Below are 19,207 nucleotides of genomic sequence, written 5' to 3'. Positions count from 1 at the left end.
CGGAATGCCCTGCTAAAACTCGTTGAACGCACCCCCTCTCCCTAAGGAGAGGGGGCCGGGGGGTGAGGTCTACGCCTCCCGCCGCACCCGCTTCAGCAGCTGCGTCAGCGTGTAGTTCTTCACCTTGGCCTTGTCCACGCCGCGGTACAGGCTCTTGCCGTCGGCCATCAGCTCCTGCATCAGCCGAAACAGCTCGTTGAGCACCTGCGTGGCCTCCTGCGTCACGCCCTGCTGCCGGGTCTGGGCCACGTCCTGGGCGGTGCTGCCGGCGGCCAGCTCCTGGCGCAGGGCGCGCAGCTGCTCGGTTTCCTCGGCTTTGTGGCCCTTGGCCTGCAGCGCGGCGGCGTTGGCATCCAGGTTCTGCAGCAGGGTTTTCAGCGCCAGCTCCAGCCGCTCCGGGTCGTTGGCCTCGCGGGCGTCGCGCACCGGCTTCAGGCCAAAGGCCTTCAGCGGCACCGTCAGGCCCTCGGCCCGGCGCAGGCGCGCCTCCAGGCGGTTCAGCCGCAGCGGCAGCTGCTCCATGGTGGCCAGCACCTGTTGGCCCAGCTGCTGGCTGCGGCCCGCCGCGCTGCGCTGACTGTCCGCGGCCTCGGCGGCCTGCAGGCGGGCGTCGTAATCGGTTAGAAAGTGCTTGCCATACTCCTCGGGCAGCAGCTCCACGAAATCGGCGGCGTCTTCCTGGTAATGCGCCCGCAGCAGGCGGGCCAGCGGCGCCACTTCCTCGGCGCGGCAATTAAACAACGGCACTACTCGATCTGGCATGATAGAAGGGAATGAGGGTGAATAACAGGCTTAATGCTACCCATTGCCCCGCGCATTTCCAACGCCCCGCGTCCGCCGCCCCGCCAATAATTTTCGACACGGTGTTGACTGCTTTCGACACGCTCTCCACTGCTTTCGAAACCGTTTTTACCGCTTTCGACACCCCTCTTACTGCTTTCGACACGCTCCTAACTGCTTCCGACACGCTCGTCACCGCTTTCGACGCGGTATTGACTGCTGTCGAAACGACTTATCCTCCTTCCGACACGCGTTTTACCGCTTTCGACCGGCCTGCCGGCCTGGCCGATACCGCTCCTGCCGCGCCCGCCCACAGGGGTGTGCGCAACGGGCAAACCGGCCCGCATGCTTCAACAAGCCTGGCCGGCCCGTGAAGTATCAGAACGACTTCTCGGGTTACTCCTCCCAGCGCTAGTTAGCGGCATCCACCAGGTCCAGCCGCCCCCCGTTGAGGTTCAGCCGGGCACCGGCGTTCAGCGTCATCTTGCGGGCGGTGGCCGTGCCGCTGCCGATGACGGGGTAGCGCGACCGGCCGCCGGGCACCACCGCGTACTTCGTCACGTCGGGTACGCCGTTAGACCAGTTCCCCGCCGTGTACCAATCGGTCGACACACCACCCGTCCAGGTAGTAGTGACGAGCGGCGTACTCGTGCGGTACACGGCGGCGCTGGGGGCGTTGCTCCCCGTCAGCCCGCCCAGCACGTACACGTAGTCGCCCATGGCCACCGCCCCCAGCTCGGTCAGGGCTACCGGCAGGGCGGTGCCGGCGCTCCAGGCATTGGTCAGCGGGCTGAAGGTGTCCACGTTGCTGTACATCGTCCCCATGTTCTGCGCGATGTCCGAGTCGCCGCCGAGGATGTAGAGGTTGCCGTCGGCGCCGGCGGCCCCGGTGGTGTAGCCCCGGGCCGGCGCGGGCAGGTCCGGGCCGGTGGTCCAGCTGTTGGTGGCCAGGTTGTAGATGTAGTGGCTCGTCAACGGCGGGTACGGATTAGTATCACTCATGCCCCCGTAGAGGTGTACCCGTCCCGTCACGTCCAAGGCCGCCCCCATGCCCATCACCCGCGCGGGCATGGGCGTGCCCAGGGTCCAACTGTTGGCGGCCGGGTCGTAGATCTGCACCTCAGCGCCGGCCAAGGTCGACTGGTCGGCATTCCAGCCCCCAAACACGTAAATCAGGCCGCTGGGGGCCGTTACTGCCCGGGCCTGCCAGCGCGCCACCGGCATCGAGGCAATGGCCGTCCAGGTATCGGCCGCCGGATTATAGCGGTAGCACTCCGAGCGGTAGCCGATACCCTGGGCGCGGCTCGCGAAGGTGTAGATATTACCGTCGCGGCCCACCGCGCAGGCCATGCCCTGCCGGGCCTGTGGCATAGCCGCCCGGCTCGTCCAGGTATCGGTGGCCACGTTATAGGCCTCCGTCGAGCTGAAGGTGGTGCTGCCGTTGTAGCCCCCGAACACGTAGATGTTGCCATTGGGATGCGCCACCACCCCCGGCTGGGCCCGGGCCGTGCTCATAGAGGCCAGGGTCGTCCAGGCCGCCGTGGTGCGGGCGGCGGGCGGGGCCGTTGCGGCTGGGGCGGCGCCGGCCGTTGCGCTGGGCGGGCTTAGCGTGGGGTCGAGGGTTTGCGCCCCCAGGTGGCCGCTGCTCAGCAGGCCGGCCAGCAGCACCGCGGCGTAGACAGTGGTCTTCATCAGCATGAATCGAAGCCACGCGTCGGGCCAGTGGCAGCCCGATGTGACATAGCTTCCTCCAAATATAGCCCCTGCCGCCTGCCCGGCGGCCCTGGCCCCTCGTTGCCGCGCCCCAAGCCTTTCCCCAGCCCCACCGACGGCCCCAACATCACCGGTGCCGCCTCGCGCAACACCACCCCCGGCAGCGGCACCACCGCCGGGCAGCACCAGCAGCACCCTTAAAAGCTTATCACCTCATCCGAAAACCATAAAAACTATGCAATTTTAGAGGCTCATATTACCACCCGTTCATGCCCCACTCTTACTCACTCTTTCGCCGTGGCGCCCTGGCCCTGGCGTGTTTCCTATGGGCTGCCCTCGCGGCCCGCGCCCAGTTTGTCAGCACCGCGCCCGTGCAGGACGGCGTCATCAACAGCGGCGAATACCCGGCCCAGGGCGGCGCCTGGGCCATGGCCTGGGACGATACCTACCTCTACGTCGCCAAAACCGGCGGCGCCCCCAACGAGCCGGTGTTCCTCTACCTCGACGTGAACCCCAACCTGCCGGCCAACGTCATCAACGCCAGCTTCGGCAGCATCACCGGCACTTCCGAGTACAGCACCACCCCCACCCTGCCCTTCCGCGCCGACGTGCGCGTGTACTGGCAGCCGGGCAGCAACTACTTGGCCTTCAGCAGCACCAACGGCAGCGGCGGCTGGTCGGCCAACAGCACCACCGCCGCCGACATCAGCGCCGGCACCTCGGGCGGCACCACCCGCGAGCTGCGCCTGCGCTGGGCGGCCCTGCCCGGCCTGAGCGCCCGCCCCGCCGCCTTCAACTGGTTTGGCTACGAAGCCAGCGAATCCCAGCCCTACTTCATCTACGACCAGATGCCCGGCACCAACCCCTCGGGCGTCAACGGCAACAACCCCGCCTTCACCTACTACTACACCGTCAGCAGCACGGCCAGCACCGGCACCACCAACCCCTTTAGCCGCAGCAGCTACACCTTCCCCGGCGGCACCGTGACGGGCTTCGGCGGCATCTCCGTGTTCGACTTCAACCTGACCACGCCCGGCGGCGGCATCACGCGCAGCAGCGGCGGGGGCGCGGGCTGGACCATCGGCGGCACCCTGGTCGTGTCGGCCGGCACCCTCGATTTTGGCAGCAGCAGCACGCCCGTCACGGCCCAAAACGTGACGGTGAGCCCCAGCGGCACCCTGCGCCTCTCCTCCGTCATCGGCGGCGACCTGAACGTGAACGGAAATTTCTTCAACTTCAACAGCTTTCAGCCCAACGGCCGCGCCGTCCGCTTCACCGGCAACGGCTCCCAGACCATCGGCGGCAGCAGCCTGGCCTTCGACTACCTGACTATTGCCGGCACCGGCACCAAAACCCTGCTGCTTTCGGCCTCGTCGAGCCAGAACCTGATTTTCATGAGCGGCATTCTGAACACGGGCAGCAACACCTTCACCTTGCTCGGCAACGCCACGCTCACCGAAACCGCCACCAGCTACCTGCTCGGCCGCCTGCAGATGAGCCGCGACCTGGCCCAGGCCGGCACCGCCTACACCTTCCCCGACGGCCTGCAGCTCACGCCCCAGGCCGCGCCCCTGCCCGGCGTCGTCACCGCCCTGCGCACCACCGGCACCGCCGTTACCGGCGCCGAGGGCAACGCCAGCATCCTGCGCCAGTACCAGCTCACCGCCCCCACCAGCACCGGCCTCAACTACGACATCGTCTTCCCCTACCGCGACGCCGAGCTGAACGGCATTCCGACCAGCAACCTCGTCCTGTACCGCTCCGCCAACGGCAGCAGCCCCTGGCAGCCCCTGCCCGATGCCACCGTCGACCCCGGCGCCCGCACCGTCAGCCGCGCCGGCCTCACCGACCTGGGCGTGCTCACCCTCGGCAGCTCCGCGGCCCCGCTGCCCGTCACGCTGCTCGGCTTCACGGCCCAGGCCGCCGGCCCCGCCACCGTCGACCTGCGCTGGGCCACCGCCCAGGAGCTGAATAACGCCGGCTTCGAGGTGCAGCGCTCCGCCGATGGCCGCCAGTTCGCCCCCATCGGCCGGGTAGCCGGGGCCGGCAGCAGCAGCAGCGCCCGCCACTACCAGTTCCGCGACGAAGCCGCGCCCCGCGCCGCCACCCTCTACTACCGCCTGCGCCAGCTGGACGTCGACGGCAGCGCCACCTACTCGCCCATTGCCGCCGTGCGCCCCGTCGCCCTCGGCCTGCTGCTCACTCCCAGCCCCGCCACCGACTGGCTGAGCATCAGCGCCGCCCCCGACGCGGGGCCGGCCGGCGTCATTCAGGACATGCACGGCCGCCCGCTGCTGCACCTGGCCCTGACGGGTGGCCAGGCGCGGGTATCGGTAGCGCGGCTGCCCGCCGGCGTGTACGTGGTGCGCGTCGGGACGGCCTCGGCCCGCTTCCTGAAGCAGTAAGGCCGGCAGGCCGTCCGATTCTCCAACGACCCCGCAGCGCTTCGGCCGCGGTCGGCCCCGGTCCACAGCCCGGGCCCGGCCGCGGCCGAAGCGCTTTGCGCAGCCGAAACGTTGTTTTTCGCTAAATAAAATCACCTGCATATAGCTGAAATAAGATTAAACAGGCGTTGGTGTGCCCGGCCCGGTCGGCGGCATCGAACAATTTGCCGGCCCTGCGGCTTTCTTGCCAAACCTCGCCCCTTCGTCAGAGCCACCGACCCCTCTAGCGCGCCGCTTCCTGCCCCATCCCCTCCACAACCATGACCAAACCTTTCCGGCGCATTTTCCAGGTCATCGACGGCGCTAAAAAGCTCGTCGGCGACGGGTTCGACGTGTGCAGCCCCATGCCGGGCTCGCGCATCCGGCAGCTCAGCCCCTTCCTGCTCCTCGACCACACCGGCCCCACGCCCGTGCAGCCCACCGACACGCCCCTGGGCGCGCACCCGCACCCCCACCGCGGCTTCGAGACGGTGACGGTGGTGTACCAGGGCTACCTCGCCCACCGCGACACCGCCGGCCACCATGGCCACCTCGGCCCCGGCGACGTGCAGTGGATGACGGCCGGCGCAGGCCTGCTGCACGAGGAAATGCACGAGCGGGAATTTGCCCGCCGCGGCGGCACCCTGGAGCTGATTCAGCTGTGGGTGAACGTGCCCGCCAAGGATAAGCTGGCCCCGCCCAACTACCAGGAGCTGCCCGCGGCGGTTATTCCCAGCGTGGCCGTGGCAAGCGGCCCGGGCCGCATCCGCGTCATTGCGGGCGAGTACCAGGGCGTGCAGGGTCCGGCCCATACCTTCTCCCCGCTCACCCTGCTCGACGCCCACCTGCCCGAAGGCAGCAGCACCACCCTGCACCTGCCCGCCGACTACAACGTGGGCCTCTACGTGGTGAAGGGCGACGTGCTCCTCAACGAGCACCGTCCCGCCCATACCAAGCAGCTCGTTGTGTTCGGCTGGGATGCGCCGGATATCCGCATCAGCGCCGCCGAAGACAGCATCGTGCTGGTCTTGGCCGGCGCGCCCATCGTGGAGCCGCTGGCCACCTACGGCCCCTTCGTGATGAACACCAACGAGGAGCTGATGCAGGCCATTGCCGACTATGAAGGCGGCCGCCTGGGCTCCTTCGACGACTAGGCACGGCTCCACGGCGGCCGGAAATCCGTGTTACCTTGGCGGCAGTTTCAACTGCAACGCCTTTCTCGCCGTGGCCACTCCGCAAGTCAACCGCGCCTTTATCTGGTTTATCATCGGCCTGGTATTCATCACCATCGGCATGACCAAGCGCCGCAACCGGGCCTTTGCCGGCATCGGGGCGGCGTTCCTGGCCGTGGGCTTCGTGCAGAGCCGCCGCAGCAAGGCTCCGCCCGAAGCCTAGCCACGCCTTAGCGCCCGGCGCCGGCCCGCAGAATGCGCGCCGTCACCAGCAGCTGCCCGAGGTGGCGCATGGTGTGCTCGGCCGCGTGCGTAAGCAGCCCGATGACCGTAGACGGCAGCTGCGCCCGCCCCACGCCGCGCACCGTCGTGAGCGTGGCCGGGTCGGTGGCGCGCAGCTGAGCCAGGGCCCGGTCGACCTGTGCGTCGAAAGCCTGCAGCAAGGTGGCGGGCGTAGCTTCAGCCTGTTCTTGTCCTTCGGCAGCTAGATAGGCTTGTTGGGCTTCGCTGAGCGACTGACCGTGGGCGTAGGTCAGCAGCCGGTCGAGCACGCCGGTGAGGTGCTGCAGGTGAAATCCTACCGAGGCCACGCCGGCTGGCTTTTGCCACAGCAGCTCAGCGGGAAAGTCGGCCAGGGCAGCGTGCAGCTCTTCGCGGGCCTGTAGCAGGGCGTGGGCCACGGGCTGCACCAGGGTGGGCATATCGGGCAGCGGACCGCGCAGCCATACTTCGCGGGTGTCGGGCGGAGTCGTCATACCGGCATCAACCGGGCCCCGCGCCGGATGTTGGCCCCAAATGCAAAAAGCCTCCCTGCCCGGGAGGCTTTTTGCATTTGGCGGCTGCTGAGGCTTAGGCCGTAGCCGCCGGCTCGGCCGCGCTGACACAGTCCTGGTAGGCCGTCACCATGGCCGGGGAGCCGATGTAAAGCGGGCTGCGCTGGTGAAAGTCGATGGGCGTCACGTCGAGTACCGGGCCGTGCTCCCCGTAGGCCTGGCCCCCGGCCTGCTCGATGAGGAAGGCCAGCGGGTAGCACTCGTAGAGCAGGCGCAGCTTGCCGTTGGTGTTCTTGGCCGTGGGCGGGTAGAGGTAGATGCCGCCGGTAAAGAGGTTGCGGTGGTAATCGGCCACCAACGAGCCCACGTAGCGGCCGGCAAAGCGCTGCCGCTTGCAGTCGGTGAGGTAGGTGCGCACGCACTCGGGGTAGTCGAACCAGTTGCCCTCGTTGCAGGAGAAGGTTTTGCCCTCGGTGGGAATGGTGATGCTCGGGTGCGAGAGGAAAAATTCGCCCAACGACGGCTCGTAGGTGAAGCCCGCCACGCCGTGCCCGGTGGTGTATACCAGCATGGTGCTCGAGCCGTAGAGGATGTAGCCGGCCGCCACCTGCTGGCGCCCGCCCTGCAGGAAGTCGGCGCGGGTGGCCTTGGAGCCCACCGGCGTCACGCGGCGGTAAATGGCGAAGATGGTCCCGATCGAGACGTTGACGTTGATGTTGGAGGAGCCGTCGAGCGGGTCGATGGCCACCACGTAGCGGCCGTGGTCGTTGCCGGTGTGGATGATGTCGTCCTCTTCCTCCGAGAGCACCGCGCAGGCCTGCCCGCCGTTGCGCAGGGCGCGGATAAAGCGGATGTTGGCCACCACGTCGAGCTGCTGCTGCTCCTCGCCCTGCACGTTCTGCTGGCCGTAAGCGCCGGTGATGCCCGCCAGGCCCGCCCGGTTCACTTCGCGGTTGATGATTTTGCCGGCCAAGGCAATGTCGCGCAGCAGCTGCGACAACTCGCCCGTGGCAAAAGCAAACTCGCTTTGCTTTTGCATGATGTAGCGCTCCAGGGTGGTGCCCACGGGCGAGGCAATGCTGGTTTCGGGCAGTGGATTCTGGTTGGTAGAGGTATTGCTCATGTGCGGGTGGGAATTAGGGGGGTGTGACTGGGGGCAGAAACGCAGCATGCTGAGCGCGCTGAAGGCGGCTTGCCGAATCAGGCTGTTAGCAACCTAACTACCAGCAAGTTCCCCAACATGCTCAGCACGACTGTTCTGCACTCTCCCGCAACGACCGGGAATGGTCCGGACCGGTAGCTTGCACAGCCAAAATAGCGCCGGCCCAGCCACCCCAGTGTTGCGGTACGCGGCCCACTGACGAGCCGCGAAAGAGGGAATAATTAGCTTTTCGGTTCGGCCTGCTTCTGGCTCTGCCACAGCACTACCTGCCAGCCTTTTTTGCTGTCCTTGATCTGCACCACCACGTACTTCAGGTGGGCAATGTTGGGCGTGCCGTCGGGCTTGTTGGGCTGGTAGATGGTGATGGTGCCGTTGACCACGGCCGCTTTGCCGTCGTTGTAGCCGCGCACGTTCAGGGCTTCCACGTCAATCTTGTCGTACACGCTCTTGCCGTCGCGAATCGACTGGATGTAGTCCGTTTTGCCGTTCTGCTTGCCGTTGGAGTGGGTGTACACCAGGTCGTCGGCGAAGACCTTCTCCAGGAAGGCATAGTCTTTTTTCACCTGCGCCTCGAAGCGCTGCCGCTCCAAGGCTTCCACTTCCTTGGCCGCCGCCGCGTCCTTGGCGTTGGGCTTGCCGTCTTTGCCGTGAATGGTGGTGAAGGCTGCTAGTCCCAAGATGAGCAAGGTGGCTATGGAAAAAGAGAGGATTCGTTTCATGGAAAGGACAATATGGGCGTCAGGCCGAGCAAAGTCGAGACATCTCGCTTGCTGACGTCCGGGAGTATTGTCATGCTGAGCTTGCCGAAGCATCTCTACCGCTTCGTTGAATTGTATCTGACGAAGCGGTAGAGATGCTTCGGCAAGCTCAGCATGACGTTCAATTGCCGTCGTGCAGTTAAGATTAAGCCGCAGCCGGCCCGTCGAGCTGAATGGGCTTCATGCGCGGCACCAGGAAGTGCATCAGAATCCAGGCCAGCAGGTAAGCGCCGCCGCAGATCCAGAACATGATGAAGTAGGCCTTGTCGAGCTGGCCGATGCTTTCGTAGTACACGAACATGCGCTTCTGCACCAGCGCCGACAGCAGAATGCCGCCCAGGCCGCCGGCCATGCCGCCGATGCCCGTTACCGAGGCCACTGCCCGCTTCGGGAACATGTCCGACACGGTGGTGAAAATATTGGCGCTCCAGGCCTGGTGAGCCGCCGCCGCAATGCCGATAACGAGCACCGCCAGCCACATATTCAGCTGCCCAAGCTGCTGGGCAAACACGATGGGAAACACGCACAGGGCGATGAGCAGCATCGAGGTCTTGCGGGCCTTGAAAGGTGCCCAGCCGTTCCGGATAAAGTTCAGCGGAATCCAGCCGCCGCCCACGCTGCCGATGCTCGACAGCACGTACACCGCGGCCACGGGCAACGCTACGTCGGTGCCTTTCAGGCCGTATTGCTTGTTCAGGAAGTCGGGCAGCCAGAACAAGTAAAACCACCAGATCGGGTCCGTCAAGAACTTGCCGAGCACGAAGGCCCAGGTCTGGCGGAAGGTCAGCAGCTTAAACCACGACACCTTGGGTTCGGTGGTAATGGACGCCGCCGCGAGGTCGTCCACGTCGCTGTGGATGTACTCAAACTCGGCTTTCGAGAGCTTGGCGTGGCGAGCCGGCACCTCGTAGAACATAAACCAGAGCACCAGCCACACGAAACCCAGGGCGCCGGTGATGATGAAAGCCCACTGCCAGCCGATGGTTTCGGCAATTAGCGGCACGGTGAGCGGGGCAATGATGGCGCCCACGTTCGAGCCGGAGTTGAAGATGCCCGTAGCCAGGGCCCGCTCCTTCTGCGGAAACCACTCGGCGGTGGTCTTGATGGCCGCCGGGAAGTTGCCAGCCTCCGTCACGCCCAGAAAGGCGCGCGCCACGCTGAAGCCAAAGGTGCTGCTGACAAAAGCGTGGCCGATGGCAGCCAGGCTCCAGAGGAAGGTCGACAGCGCGTAGCCGATTTTGGTACCGAGCTTGTCGATGACGCGGCCCACGCCCAGCATGCCCAGCGAGTAGGCCAGCTTGAAGGCAATTTCGATATCGGCGTAGTCGCCGGCGTTCCAGTTGAAGACCTTCTCCAGGTAGGGCTTCAGCAGCGAAATAACGGCGCGGTCGAGGTAGTTGACGGTGGTGGCGAAGAACACCAGCCCGCAGATGGTCCAGCGGTATTTCCCGATGGGACCCGCGTCCTGAACGGGTGGTTTAGCGGCGCTGGCCGCTGGCGAAGCTGTTGCCATGCGCTACTTCTTTACGGTGTCCACGAATGCCATCAGCGCGGCGATGCGCTGCCCGAGGGCCTCCAGGTCGCTGCTGTCCTTGAAGAGCTGTGAGCCCATGCCCACGGCGCTGACGCCGGCGCCAAACCAGGCGCCCAGGCTTTCGGTGGTCGGCTCCACGCCGCCCGTTACCATGATTTTCACCTTGGGCATGGGGCCGTGCACCGCCTTGATGTAGTCGGGGCCGAGCACGCCGGCGGGGAAGATTTTCACCATCGCCGCGCCCAGGCGGGTGGCGTGGAAGATTTCGTTCAGCGTCATCACGCCGGGCACCCAGGCCACGTCGTAGTGGCGGCAGATGGCGGCCACGTCGGCGGTGGTGATGGGCTGCACCACGAAGTCGGCGCCGGCCAGGATGAAGGCTTCCGCGTCCTTGGCGTTGTAGATGGTGCCGATGCCCAGCAGCATGTCGGGGCAGTTGTCGCGCACGTAGCCGCGCAGCTTCGAAAACACCTCAAAGGCGTTGTCGCCGCGGTTGGTGAATTCGAACACGCGGATACCACCGGCGTAGCAGGCCGAAATGATGTTCTGCGCGTGCTCCACCTCGGCGTGGTAGAACACCGGAATGACCGGGGCCTGCAGCACGCGGCTGAGCACTTCTTTGGAGGCTATCTGCGGAACGTTATCGGTGTCGAAGGGCATACGGATGGGTGGGTTAGGGTGAATTATCGGAGCAGGCGGCCGGTCACGTTGCCGGCCATGATGTGCTCCACTTCGGCCACGGTCGCCAAGTTCACGTCGCCGTGGATGGTGTGCTTGAGCGCCGAAGCGGCCGTGGCGAAATTCAGCGCCTGCTGCGCCGAGTCGAGCTTGAGCTTGCCGTACACGAAGCCGGCAATGAACGCGTCGCCGCCGCCGATGCGGTCCACGACGGGCGTGATGTCGTAAAACTGCGTTTCTAGATAGCCCTGCCCGGCGTCGACCAGCATGCCCTGGATCCGCTCGTGCGAGGCGCTTTGCGTCTGCCGGCGGGTGGCCATGACCTGCTTGATCTGCGGGAAGCGCTGCATCAGCTTCTGGGCCATGCACTCGAAGCTGTTGTCGCAGTCGGCGTCGGCCTGAATGCCGAACAAATCCTCCGCGTCGCCTTCCGAGCACACCACCACGTCGCAGCCTTCGGTGAGGCCGGGCATCACGTCCTGGGCGCGCTGCCCGTACTGCCACAGGTTGCGGCGGTAGTTCACGTCGGCCGACACGGTGATGCCGAGGCGGCGGGCCACCTGGATGGCGTCGCGGCAGGCCTGGGCGGCCGCGGCCGACACGGCGGCGGTGATGCCCGTCCAGTGAAACCACTGGGCGTCTTTCAGGATTTCTTCCCAGTCGAAGGCGGCCGGGTCGAGCTTGGCGAAGGCCGACTCAAACCGGTCGTAGACGATGGTGCTGGCCCGCAAGGCCGAGCCGACTTCGAGGAAGTACAGGCCTAGGCGGGTGTTGGGGGTGTAGACCACATGGCGCATGTCCACGCCCAGGGCGCGGAACTGCTGGGTGGCGGCGCGGCCGAGCTGGTGGTCGGGGAAGCAGGTGACGTGGGCGGCGGGCAGGCCGAGGCAGGCCAGGGAAGCGGCCACGTTGGCGTCGCCGCCGCCGTAGGTTACTTCCAGCGCCGAGGCTTGTTCGAGGCGGTAGTTCAACGGCGGCGAGAGCCGCATCATGATTTCGCCGAACGTAACGATTTGCTTCATGCCGAGGGTGAGGACGCCACCGAAGCAGCGCGGGGTGTTGAGGGGTAAGAGGGACTACCGACAAGGTCGGCAGGAAACGAGGCGGAACAATCGATTGCGCCCCATAAAAACTCCGGCAACGTTGTCGCAAACGTTGCCGGAGCTGGATTTCACTAAGCCTCGGCCGCTACCGAGGTGGTTTCGGCGACCTTGGAGAAGCCGAAGTACTCGTTGGCGTTGCCGTAGCAGATGTTCTGCACCATCTGACCGAGCAGTTCCATGTCGGCCGGCAGCTCGCCGTTTTCCACGTCGTTGCCGAGCATGTTGCAGAGGATGCGGCGGAAGTACTCGTGGCGCGGGTACGAGAGGAAGCTGCGCGAGTCGGTGAGCATGCCCACGAAGCGGCTCAGCAGGCCCATGTTCGACAGCGCATTGATCTGCCGCTCCATGCCGTCTTTCTGATCGAGGAACCACCAGCCCGAGCCAAACTGCATCTTGCCGGCCACCGAACCGTCCTGAAAGTTGCCGATCATGGTGGCGAACAGCTCGTTGTCGGAGGGGTTCAGGTTGTAGAGAATCGTCTTGGCCAGCTTGTCCTGGGTGTCGAGGCGGTCGAGAAACTTGGCCAGGGCCGGGGCCTGCTGGAAGTCGCCGATGGAGTCCCAGCCGGTGTCGGGGCCGAGCTGGCGCAGCATGCGGGCGTTGTTGTTGCGCAGGGCGCCGAGGTGGAACTGCTGGGTCCAGCCTTTCTCCCAGTCCAGCTCCGCCAGGAACACCAGCATGGCCGACTTGAATTGCAGCACTTCCGCGCGCTCCAGAGTCGCGCCGCCGCGCACTTTGGCGAAGATGCGGGTGATGTCGGCGTCGGTGTAATCGGCGGCGTAGATCTGCTCCAGGCCGTGGTCGGAGAGACGGCAGCCCAGGGCGGCGAAGTAGTCGTGGCGCACGCGCAGGGCCGTTTGCAGGTCCTGGTAGTTCAGGATTTCCACCGCGGCCGAGGCGCCCAGCTTGTCCAGGTAGGCATTGTAGGCGGCAGCATCTTCCGGCGACATGGCTTTGTCGGGGCGGAAGGTGGGCAGCACCTGCACGCCGAACGGGTCGGCGGCAATGGCGCGGTGGTGCTCCAGCGAATCCGAGGGGTCGTCGGTGGTGCAGAGGGTCTGCACGTTCATTTTCTTGAGCAGGTTGCGCACCGAATACTCGGGGGTGCGCAGCAAGGCCGAGCAGTGGTCGTAGATGCGGCGGGCCGACTCCTTGTTGAGCAGCTCGGTCACGCCGAAGTAGCGCTGCAGCTCCAGGTGCGTCCAGTGGTAGAGCGGGTTGCGCAGCGTGTTGGGCACGGTTTCGGCCCACTTCTCAAACTTCTCCCAGTCCGACGCGTCGCCGGTGATGTAGCGCTCATCGATGCCGTTGGTGCGCATGGCGCGCCACTTGTAATGGTCGCCGTAGAGCCAGATCTGCGTCAGGTTGTCGAATTGCTTGTCTTCGGCAATCTGGTCGGGCAGCAGGTGGTTGTGGTAGTCGATGATGGGCATCTGCCGGGCATGCTCGTGGTAGAGCGTACGCGCCGTAGCGGTCTGCAGCAGAAAATCGTCGTTCAGGAAGGGTTTCATAGGGTAATCTGAGCAAAGCCGCCCGCTCCGAAAAGCACCGGCTGGGTGGGTCGGTCAAAAGTATTTAACCCGGGTAAGCATCCGATGAAGCCGGCCGCTCCGGCGCCGGGTTTATTCACGCAAACGGTTCCGGAGCGGCCTGGCCTCTTACAGCGAAACGCCGCGCTTCCAGGGAATGAAGTCCGTCTGTCCGTGGCGCACGGCGGCTACTTCCTCGCCGCTGGCCACGCGGATGACGTAGTCCAGAATCCGCTCCCCGGCCTGCTCGATGGTTTCCTCGCCGTCGATGACGGTGCCGGTGTTGATGTCGATGATGTCGGGCATGCGCTTGGCCAACGGGGTGTTGGTGGCAATCTTCACGACCGGGGCAATGGGGTTGCCGGTGGGCGTGCCCAGGCCGGTGGTGAAGAGCACCACGTTGGCGCCCGAGCCCACCTCGGCCGTGGTCGATTCCACGTCGTTGCCGGGGGTGCAGAGCAGGTTCAGGCCCGGCTTGGTCACCATTTCGGGGTAGTCGAGCACGGCCACTACGGGCGAAGAACCGCCCTTACGGGCCGCGCCGGCCGATTTCATGGCGTCGGTCAGCAGCCCGTCGCGGATGTTGCCGGGCGAGGGGTTCATGTCGAAGCCCGAGCCGACGGCCACGGCGGAGTCGCTGTAGGCCTTCATCAGCGAGCTGAACCGCTCGGCGGTTTCCTTGTCGATGGAGCGGTCAACCAGCTCCTGCTCCACGCCGTTCAGCTCCGGGAATTCGGCCAGAATCACCGAGCCGCCCAGGGCCACCAGCATGTCGGACACGTGGCCCACGGCGGGGTTGGCCGAGATGCCCGAGAAGCCATCCGAGCCGCCGCATTCCAGCCCGATGCACAGCTTGCTGAGCGGGGCCGGCTGGCGGTGCTGGGCGTTGGCCTGCATCAGCCCGGCGAAGGTCTGGCGCAGGGCAGTGCTGATGAGCGCCTCCTCGGTGCCAATTTTCTGCTGCTCCAGGATGTATAGCGGCTTGAGAAACTGCGGGCTGCGCTTGTTGATTTCGTCCTGCAGCATCGACACCTGCGCGTTCTGGCAGCCGAGGCTGAGCACGGTGGCGCCAGCCACGTTGGGGTGGGTGATGTAACCGGCGAGCAGGCCGCAGAGCGTCTGCGCGTCCTGCCGGATGCCGCCGCAGCCGCCCTCGTGGGTGAGAAACCGCACGCCGTCCACGTTCGGGAACAGCTTGGGCTTCTGGCTGCCGTCGAGCGAGGTCTGCAGGTCGGTCTGCAGGATTTCCTCCACCGTCTTGCCGGCCTGCATCAGCTGAATCAGCTCCTGGGTCTGGGGCTGGTAGCTTTTGCGGCGGCCGTAGCCCAGGTCCGTCACCAGGGCTTCTTCCAGCACCTGAATGTTGCGGTTTTCGCAGAACACCAGCGGAATCACCAGCCAGTAGTTGGCCGTGCCCACTTTGCCGTCGGGGCGGTGAAAGCCCATGAAGGTGCGCTCCTGCCACTTTTCCACGTTCGGCACGGGCCAGGCGGCGCGGTGCATGCCGTGCTCCCCGTAGCTGTTGGTGGCGTGCTTGATGTTCGAAGTGGTCAGCAGGCCGCCCAGCGGAATGGCTTCGCGGATTTTGCCCACCAGCACGCCGTACATGGTCACGGAGTCGCCGACCTGAAAGTCCTGCAACGCCAGCTTGTGCTTGGCCGGAATAGCGGCGACGGTTTTGATGGCGCCATCCTCCCACGGAATGGTGGTGCCGGCCGGCAAATCCTGCAGGGCGACGAGTACGTTGTCGTGGGGGTGGATTTTGGCTACTAGGTGTTTCATCTTGGGTTTCTCTAGGCCGTCATTCCGAGCGAAGTCGAGGAATCTCGCGTGCTGATGTTCGATAGTAAAATGACTATCGAACGAAGCGGTAGAGATGCTTCGCTCAGGCTCAGCATTACGTTCTGGATTAGCTGTTCAACGAAGCGCGCGAGATGTCTTGGCTGCGCTCGATATGACTTTACCTCTTACAACAAACTAGGCCGGCACTTCGCTCCGCAATTGCTTGGCTACGGTGGCGTACACTCCTTCCTCCAGCATCTGCTGCAGGTAGCCGGTCACGGCTGCGGCGAAGCCGGGCAGGGCGGTCAGGTCGTGGTTCCAGAGGGCCTGGTTGTGCAGCACCACGCTCACCAGCTCGGCGGGCGGCAGGCGCTGCCAGAGGTCGGCGAAGTAGCCGGCTTTTTCGTCCTGAATGGGGTACTGCTCCCCGTTCAGCTCGCCGTACCAGGTGTGGTCCTGCTGGTGGGTGCCGCGCATGAAGAGCAGGTAGGCCGCGAAGCCCAGGGCGGCGTGTTGCGGGGCCTGCTTTTTCTGCTCGGCGTAGTGCACCAGCGTGGCCACGTTGCGCATCTGCATCTTGGCCGTGTAGTTCAGCGTGATGGCCAGCCAGCGGTGCTCGATGAAGGGGTTACGGAATCGGTCAAGCACCTGCCGGGCGAAGTCGCGGGCCACGGCCTCATCGATTTTGTAGGGAATGCCGGGGCGCAGGTCGTCCACCATCAGGCGGCTGATGAACTGGCCCATCACCTCGTCGTCCATGGCACCGCGCACCGTCTCGAAGCCGCTCAGGAAAGCCAGGCCGCAGCTCAGGGTGTGCGTGCCGTTGAGCATGCGCAGCTTCAGCTCGCGGAACTGGTTGATGTCGGGCTGGATGATGACGCCCTTGTCGGCCTGCTCGAACGAGAGCACCGCCCGCACTTTCTCGTCGCCTTCAATGGCCCAGAGGCGGTACACTTCTGACATCGTGAGCAGGTCGTCGTCGTAGCCCAGCTCTTCGGTCAGCGCGTTGTAGGCGCCCACGTCGGGGCGGCCCGGCACGATGCGGTCCACCAGGGAGTTGCAGCAGGTGTTGGCCGCTTCCAGCCAGTCGATGAACTCGGCTTCCAGCTCGTTGCGGTGGGCCAGCTCCAGCAGAATGGCTTCCAGCTTGCGGCCGTTGTCGGGCACCAGCTCGGTGGGCACGATGACCAGGCCCTTCGCCCGGTCACCCTTGAAGGCTTTCCAGCGCACGTAGAGCACGGCCAGCAGCTTGCCGGGGAAGCTCACGGGCGGCGACTGGCGCACGTCGTCGGCCACCAGTTGAATGCCGACTTCCGTGGTGTTCGAAATGACCACCTGCAGGTCGGGCGACTGGGCGAAGCGCAGCACCTCGGCCCACTGGCTCTTGGCCGACAGCACGCGGCTGATGGCGGAGCTGACCACGTTTTCCTCCACCTGCTGGCCGTCCTCGATGCCGCGGATGCAGAGCGTGTAGAGGCCGTTCTGGCGGGCGAAGGCGTTGATGTCGCCACCGTCGGTCGACTTCACCACCACGATGCGGCCGTTGAAGATGCCCTGGCGGTTGGCTTTGTCGATCAGGTAATCGGGCAGGCCGCGCAGCAGCACGCCGGTACCGAATTGCAGGACCTTCTCGGGCAGCGCCAGTTGGGCGGCTTCCGGCAACGAAACGGCCGAGTGGGCGCCGTGGGCCAGCGCGATGTTGCGAGACAAGTAGCTCATGGGAATTCTCTTCTTATAATCCGCTCTTTCCGTTCGCCCGCTGGTGTTGCCACTGAGGGTATTCTTTGGTCAGCAACTTGGCTGGCCAGGTGCCGAGGTAGGCGTAGCCCACGCGGCGTTCGTGTTCGATGTCGGCCAGGGCAGCGCGTTTCACTCCGTCGCGGCCGACATATATGGGTTGGTTGGTGTTCAGGTCGTAAAAACGTGCCCACAAAGTAGAGCCCGCCTCGGGCAATACTCTCCTGTCCTTACCTGTCGGCTGGGCCGGGTCGTCCACATCTTTCACGGTATAGCCCTCGATTTTGACCTGGTTCAGCCAGGCCACGGCGGCTTCGATGCTCTGCTTGATTTCGGGCGAAGGATTGTCCTGCGCCAGCAAGAATTCCACGATGCCCACCGTCTCCATCCCGCTCAGCGAGGCCAGCTCGAAGGCGCGGGCCTTGCAGGGCAGCAGGGTGCGGCGGTCGTGCTGGGCGCACCAGGCGGTGAGCTTGCCCTTCTGCACGTACTGCGTGCGCAGAATGCAGCTGATGCCGCGCTGCACGGCCTGCTCGGCCGCTGGCACCAGGCTGAAATCGACCAGCGCGTAGTCGCCCTTCTTGTCGGCCACGTTCTTGAGCACCCACAGCGCCTTGATCATGGCGTTGTCGTTGTAGGTAATCTGGGCGCGGTAGGAGGAGCTGTCGGGGTAGTACTGCGGGAAGCCGCCGCTTTTCTGCTGCATGGTGAGCAGGTAGCGGATGCCGCGCTCGGCCGCCTGCCGGTAGGCCAGGTTGTTGGTGCGCTTGTAGGCGCCCAGCAGGTAGCTGATTTCGCGGGTGGTGGCGTTGTTGTCGATGGTGGCGTCCTTGCGCACGAGGCCGTCCTTGCGGGTCTGCACGCGCTCAGCCAGGGTCAGCGGGTGCTCGTAGTCCACCTTCTTCTCCCCTACCGCCTTGGGCCAGCCGCCGATGAGGCGCTGGTACACCAGCATCCGCTCGGCCACCGAGTCCTTGCCGGCTTCGGTCGTGGCTACCGGCGTGCCGATTTTGCCCGACACCGGGTCCCAGGCGCCACCAAACGTCCAGGCCGCGTTGATTTGCTTTTCGGTCGGCGCACCTTCAGCCGTTACGAGGTTGTCGGAATGCCAGGCGAAGTCGCCGCCCTTGCGGTGGCAGTCGGCGTAGTACACGCGGCGGCCCCACAGCGGGGTGCCGGGCCCGGAGGGGGCGTGGTAGATGTCGGCATCGGCCATGTTCTCGCTGAACTTGCAGCCAACGAGGTAAAACTGCGACTCGCGGTGGTAGCGGCCGAGCTTGAAGCCCTTGTCGCCCTCGAAGATGCAGTTCTTGAGTACCGTTTTCGAGTCCTTGCTGCCGGTGCCGTCGTGCCAGATGGCGGCCGTGGTGCTGTGGCAAATAAAGCGGCAGTCTTCGGCGTAGGCCCAGCCGCGCGGGCAGTAGAAGTCGACGCCGCCTTCCATCGTGCAGTCCTTGAAGTAGAACTGCCCGCCCTCGCCGTCCCAGGGGCTCACCGTGTCGCCACCGTAGGCGCGGAAGGTGCAGTGCACGAACTTCATGCGCGACGAGCCGGCGAAGGTGCGCAGGGCCATCTGGTGAGTGGTGCCGCTGACTTTCTTCGAGCCGGCGGGGTCCGAAGGGCAGGGAATGACCTGCTCCCCGGGCGAGTCGAGGCCGTGGCTGTTGACCACCGACAGGTTTTCCAGCGTCAGGTCGGGCGAGTTGCGCACGTTGATGGTGGCCACGCCCCAGTCGTCGGTTTTGCCGGCGCAGCGGGCCGCCTCGCGGGCCAACGACACCTGAATCCAGGTCAGCGCCTCGCCGGCGCCGCGCAAAGTCAGGTGGTCTTTGCCGTCGATGTAAATCTGCTCGCGGTAGATGCCCTTGCCGATGTTGATGACGCGCGGTTTGTCGGCGTGGGCGGGCAGGCTGTTGATGGCCTCCTGCACCGTTTTAAACTGGCCCGAGCCATCGGCGGCCACGGTGAGTTGCTGGGCCGCAGCCGCGCCACTCACCAGGGCAAAGCCCGCTCCGAGTACCAGTTTGTCTAGCCAACGTCGCATCATCTCGCGCATCTTCTTA

General features: G+C 65.4%; 16 protein-coding genes. 4 read left to right on the top strand and 12 right to left on the bottom strand.

Going from position 1 to position 19,207, the window contains the following annotated elements:
• Positions 1 to 69 precede the first annotated feature (69 nt).
• Positions 70 to 762 carry a hypothetical protein gene (locus FDY95_RS10595; protein ID WP_138077574.1) on the bottom strand — a complete coding sequence of 231 codons (693 nt, stop codon included), beginning with the start codon at positions 760 to 762 and terminating at the stop codon, positions 70 to 72.
• Between the two features lie 104 nt (positions 763 to 866).
• Between FDY95_RS10595 and FDY95_RS10590 the strand changes: the two genes are divergently transcribed.
• Complete coding sequence (locus FDY95_RS10590) at positions 867 to 1,154, top strand: hypothetical protein (protein ID WP_138077572.1); 288 nt, start codon at positions 867 to 869, stop codon at positions 1,152 to 1,154.
• Positions 1,155 to 1,191: 37 nt separating this feature from the next.
• Here FDY95_RS10590 and FDY95_RS10585 read toward each other — a convergent pair whose 3' ends face one another.
• Positions 1,192 to 2,472: a Kelch repeat-containing protein gene (locus tag FDY95_RS10585; RefSeq protein ID WP_171025636.1), complete on the bottom strand. Its 1,281-nt coding sequence runs from the start codon at positions 2,470 to 2,472 to the stop codon at positions 1,192 to 1,194.
• Between the two features lie 290 nt (positions 2,473 to 2,762).
• Between FDY95_RS10585 and FDY95_RS10580 the strand changes: the two genes are divergently transcribed.
• The 3 genes from FDY95_RS10580 (at position 2,763) to FDY95_RS26300 (ending at position 6,311) form a co-directional block, all read left to right on the top strand.
• On the top strand, positions 2,763 to 4,898 hold the full coding sequence (locus tag FDY95_RS10580) for a T9SS type A sorting domain-containing protein (RefSeq protein WP_138077568.1): 2,136 nt from the start codon (positions 2,763 to 2,765) through the stop codon (positions 4,896 to 4,898).
• Positions 4,899 to 5,197: 299 nt separating this feature from the next.
• On the top strand, positions 5,198 to 6,070 hold the full coding sequence (locus FDY95_RS10575) for a pirin family protein (protein WP_138077566.1): 873 nt from the start codon (positions 5,198 to 5,200) through the stop codon (positions 6,068 to 6,070).
• 70 nt (positions 6,071 to 6,140) lie between these two features.
• Positions 6,141 to 6,311, top strand: coding sequence for a hypothetical protein (locus tag FDY95_RS26300; protein ID WP_171025635.1), 171 nt, complete (start codon positions 6,141 to 6,143; stop codon positions 6,309 to 6,311).
• A gap of 7 nt (positions 6,312 to 6,318) precedes the next feature.
• On the opposite strand, the gene FDY95_RS10570 is transcribed toward FDY95_RS26300, so the two are convergent.
• From FDY95_RS10570 to pelA, 10 genes are all read right to left on the bottom strand, one after another.
• Positions 6,319 to 6,843, bottom strand: coding sequence for a DinB family protein (locus FDY95_RS10570; RefSeq protein WP_138077564.1), 525 nt, complete (start codon positions 6,841 to 6,843; stop codon positions 6,319 to 6,321).
• 94 nt (positions 6,844 to 6,937) lie between these two features.
• Positions 6,938 to 7,984, bottom strand: coding sequence for a class 1 fructose-bisphosphatase (fbp, locus tag FDY95_RS10565; RefSeq protein WP_138077562.1), 1,047 nt, complete (start codon positions 7,982 to 7,984; stop codon positions 6,938 to 6,940).
• 260 nt (positions 7,985 to 8,244) lie between these two features.
• On the bottom strand, positions 8,245 to 8,742 hold the full coding sequence (locus FDY95_RS10560) for a nuclear transport factor 2 family protein (protein WP_246073988.1): 498 nt from the start codon (positions 8,740 to 8,742) through the stop codon (positions 8,245 to 8,247).
• Between the two features lie 184 nt (positions 8,743 to 8,926).
• Positions 8,927 to 10,294 (bottom strand): MFS transporter, encoded by a 1,368-nt coding sequence (locus FDY95_RS10555; protein WP_138077560.1) that lies wholly within the window; start codon positions 10,292 to 10,294, stop codon positions 8,927 to 8,929.
• Positions 10,295 to 10,297: 3 nt separating this feature from the next.
• Entirely contained in the window at positions 10,298 to 10,975 is a 678-nt protein-coding gene (locus FDY95_RS10550) for a beta/alpha barrel domain-containing protein (RefSeq protein ID WP_138077559.1), read from the bottom strand.
• Between the two features lie 23 nt (positions 10,976 to 10,998).
• Positions 10,999 to 12,015, bottom strand: coding sequence for a sugar kinase (locus FDY95_RS10545; protein ID WP_138077557.1), 1,017 nt, complete (start codon positions 12,013 to 12,015; stop codon positions 10,999 to 11,001).
• Positions 12,016 to 12,167: 152 nt separating this feature from the next.
• A complete protein-coding gene (uxaC, locus tag FDY95_RS10540) occupies positions 12,168 to 13,607 on the bottom strand; it encodes a glucuronate isomerase (RefSeq protein WP_138077555.1) in 1,440 nt (479 codons plus the stop codon).
• A 147-nt stretch (positions 13,608 to 13,754) separates the two neighbouring features.
• Positions 13,755 to 15,407 carry a UxaA family hydrolase gene (locus tag FDY95_RS10535; protein ID WP_138077553.1) on the bottom strand — a complete coding sequence of 551 codons (1,653 nt, stop codon included), beginning with the start codon at positions 15,405 to 15,407 and terminating at the stop codon, positions 13,755 to 13,757.
• Positions 15,408 to 15,602: 195 nt separating this feature from the next.
• Positions 15,603 to 17,126 (bottom strand): tagaturonate reductase, encoded by a 1,524-nt coding sequence (locus FDY95_RS10530; protein WP_138077551.1) that lies wholly within the window; start codon positions 17,124 to 17,126, stop codon positions 15,603 to 15,605.
• Positions 17,127 to 17,139: 13 nt separating this feature from the next.
• On the bottom strand, positions 17,140 to 19,188 hold the full coding sequence (gene pelA, locus FDY95_RS10525) for a pectate lyase (protein WP_171025634.1): 2,049 nt from the start codon (positions 19,186 to 19,188) through the stop codon (positions 17,140 to 17,142).
• Between the last annotated feature and the right edge of the window lie 19 nt (positions 19,189 to 19,207).

It is taken from the genome of Hymenobacter jeollabukensis, assembly GCF_005771675.1.
Classification (GTDB): Bacteria; Bacteroidota; Bacteroidia; order Cytophagales; family Hymenobacteraceae; genus Solirubrum; species Solirubrum jeollabukense.
This window is presented reverse-complemented; position numbering and strand designations above follow the sequence as displayed.

What these genes read in the sequence shown, in the direction of transcription:
- FDY95_RS10585 (WP_171025636.1), bottom strand. Translation starts at nt 2,472, where the DNA reads ATGAAGACCACTGTCTACGCCGCGGTGCTGCTGGCCGGCCTGCTGAGC.
- FDY95_RS10580 (WP_138077568.1), top strand. Translation starts at nt 2,763, where the DNA reads ATGCCCCACTCTTACTCACTCTTTCGCCGTGGCGCCCTGGCCCTGGCG.
- FDY95_RS10555 (WP_138077560.1), bottom strand. Translation starts at nt 10,294, where the DNA reads ATGGCAACAGCTTCGCCAGCGGCCAGCGCCGCTAAACCACCCGTTCAG.
- FDY95_RS10530 (WP_138077551.1), bottom strand. Translation starts at nt 17,126, where the DNA reads ATGAGCTACTTGTCTCGCAACATCGCGCTGGCCCACGGCGCCCACTCG.
- FDY95_RS10550 (WP_138077559.1), bottom strand. Translation starts at nt 10,975, where the DNA reads ATGCCCTTCGACACCGATAACGTTCCGCAGATAGCCTCCAAAGAAGTG.
- FDY95_RS10545 (WP_138077557.1), bottom strand. Translation starts at nt 12,015, where the DNA reads ATGAAGCAAATCGTTACGTTCGGCGAAATCATGATGCGGCTCTCGCCG.
- FDY95_RS10535 (WP_138077553.1), bottom strand. Translation starts at nt 15,407, where the DNA reads ATGAAACACCTAGTAGCCAAAATCCACCCCCACGACAACGTACTCGTC.
- fbp (WP_138077562.1), bottom strand. Translation starts at nt 7,984, where the DNA reads ATGAGCAATACCTCTACCAACCAGAATCCACTGCCCGAAACCAGCATT.
- FDY95_RS10575 (WP_138077566.1), top strand. Translation starts at nt 5,198, where the DNA reads ATGACCAAACCTTTCCGGCGCATTTTCCAGGTCATCGACGGCGCTAAA.
- FDY95_RS10595 (WP_138077574.1), bottom strand. Translation starts at nt 762, where the DNA reads ATGCCAGATCGAGTAGTGCCGTTGTTTAATTGCCGCGCCGAGGAAGTG.
- FDY95_RS10570 (WP_138077564.1), bottom strand. Translation starts at nt 6,843, where the DNA reads ATGACGACTCCGCCCGACACCCGCGAAGTATGGCTGCGCGGTCCGCTG.
- pelA (WP_171025634.1), bottom strand. Translation starts at nt 19,188, where the DNA reads ATGCGACGTTGGCTAGACAAACTGGTACTCGGAGCGGGCTTTGCCCTG.
- FDY95_RS10560 (WP_246073988.1), bottom strand. Translation starts at nt 8,742, where the DNA reads ATGAAACGAATCCTCTCTTTTTCCATAGCCACCTTGCTCATCTTGGGA.
- uxaC (WP_138077555.1), bottom strand. Translation starts at nt 13,607, where the DNA reads ATGAAACCCTTCCTGAACGACGATTTTCTGCTGCAGACCGCTACGGCG.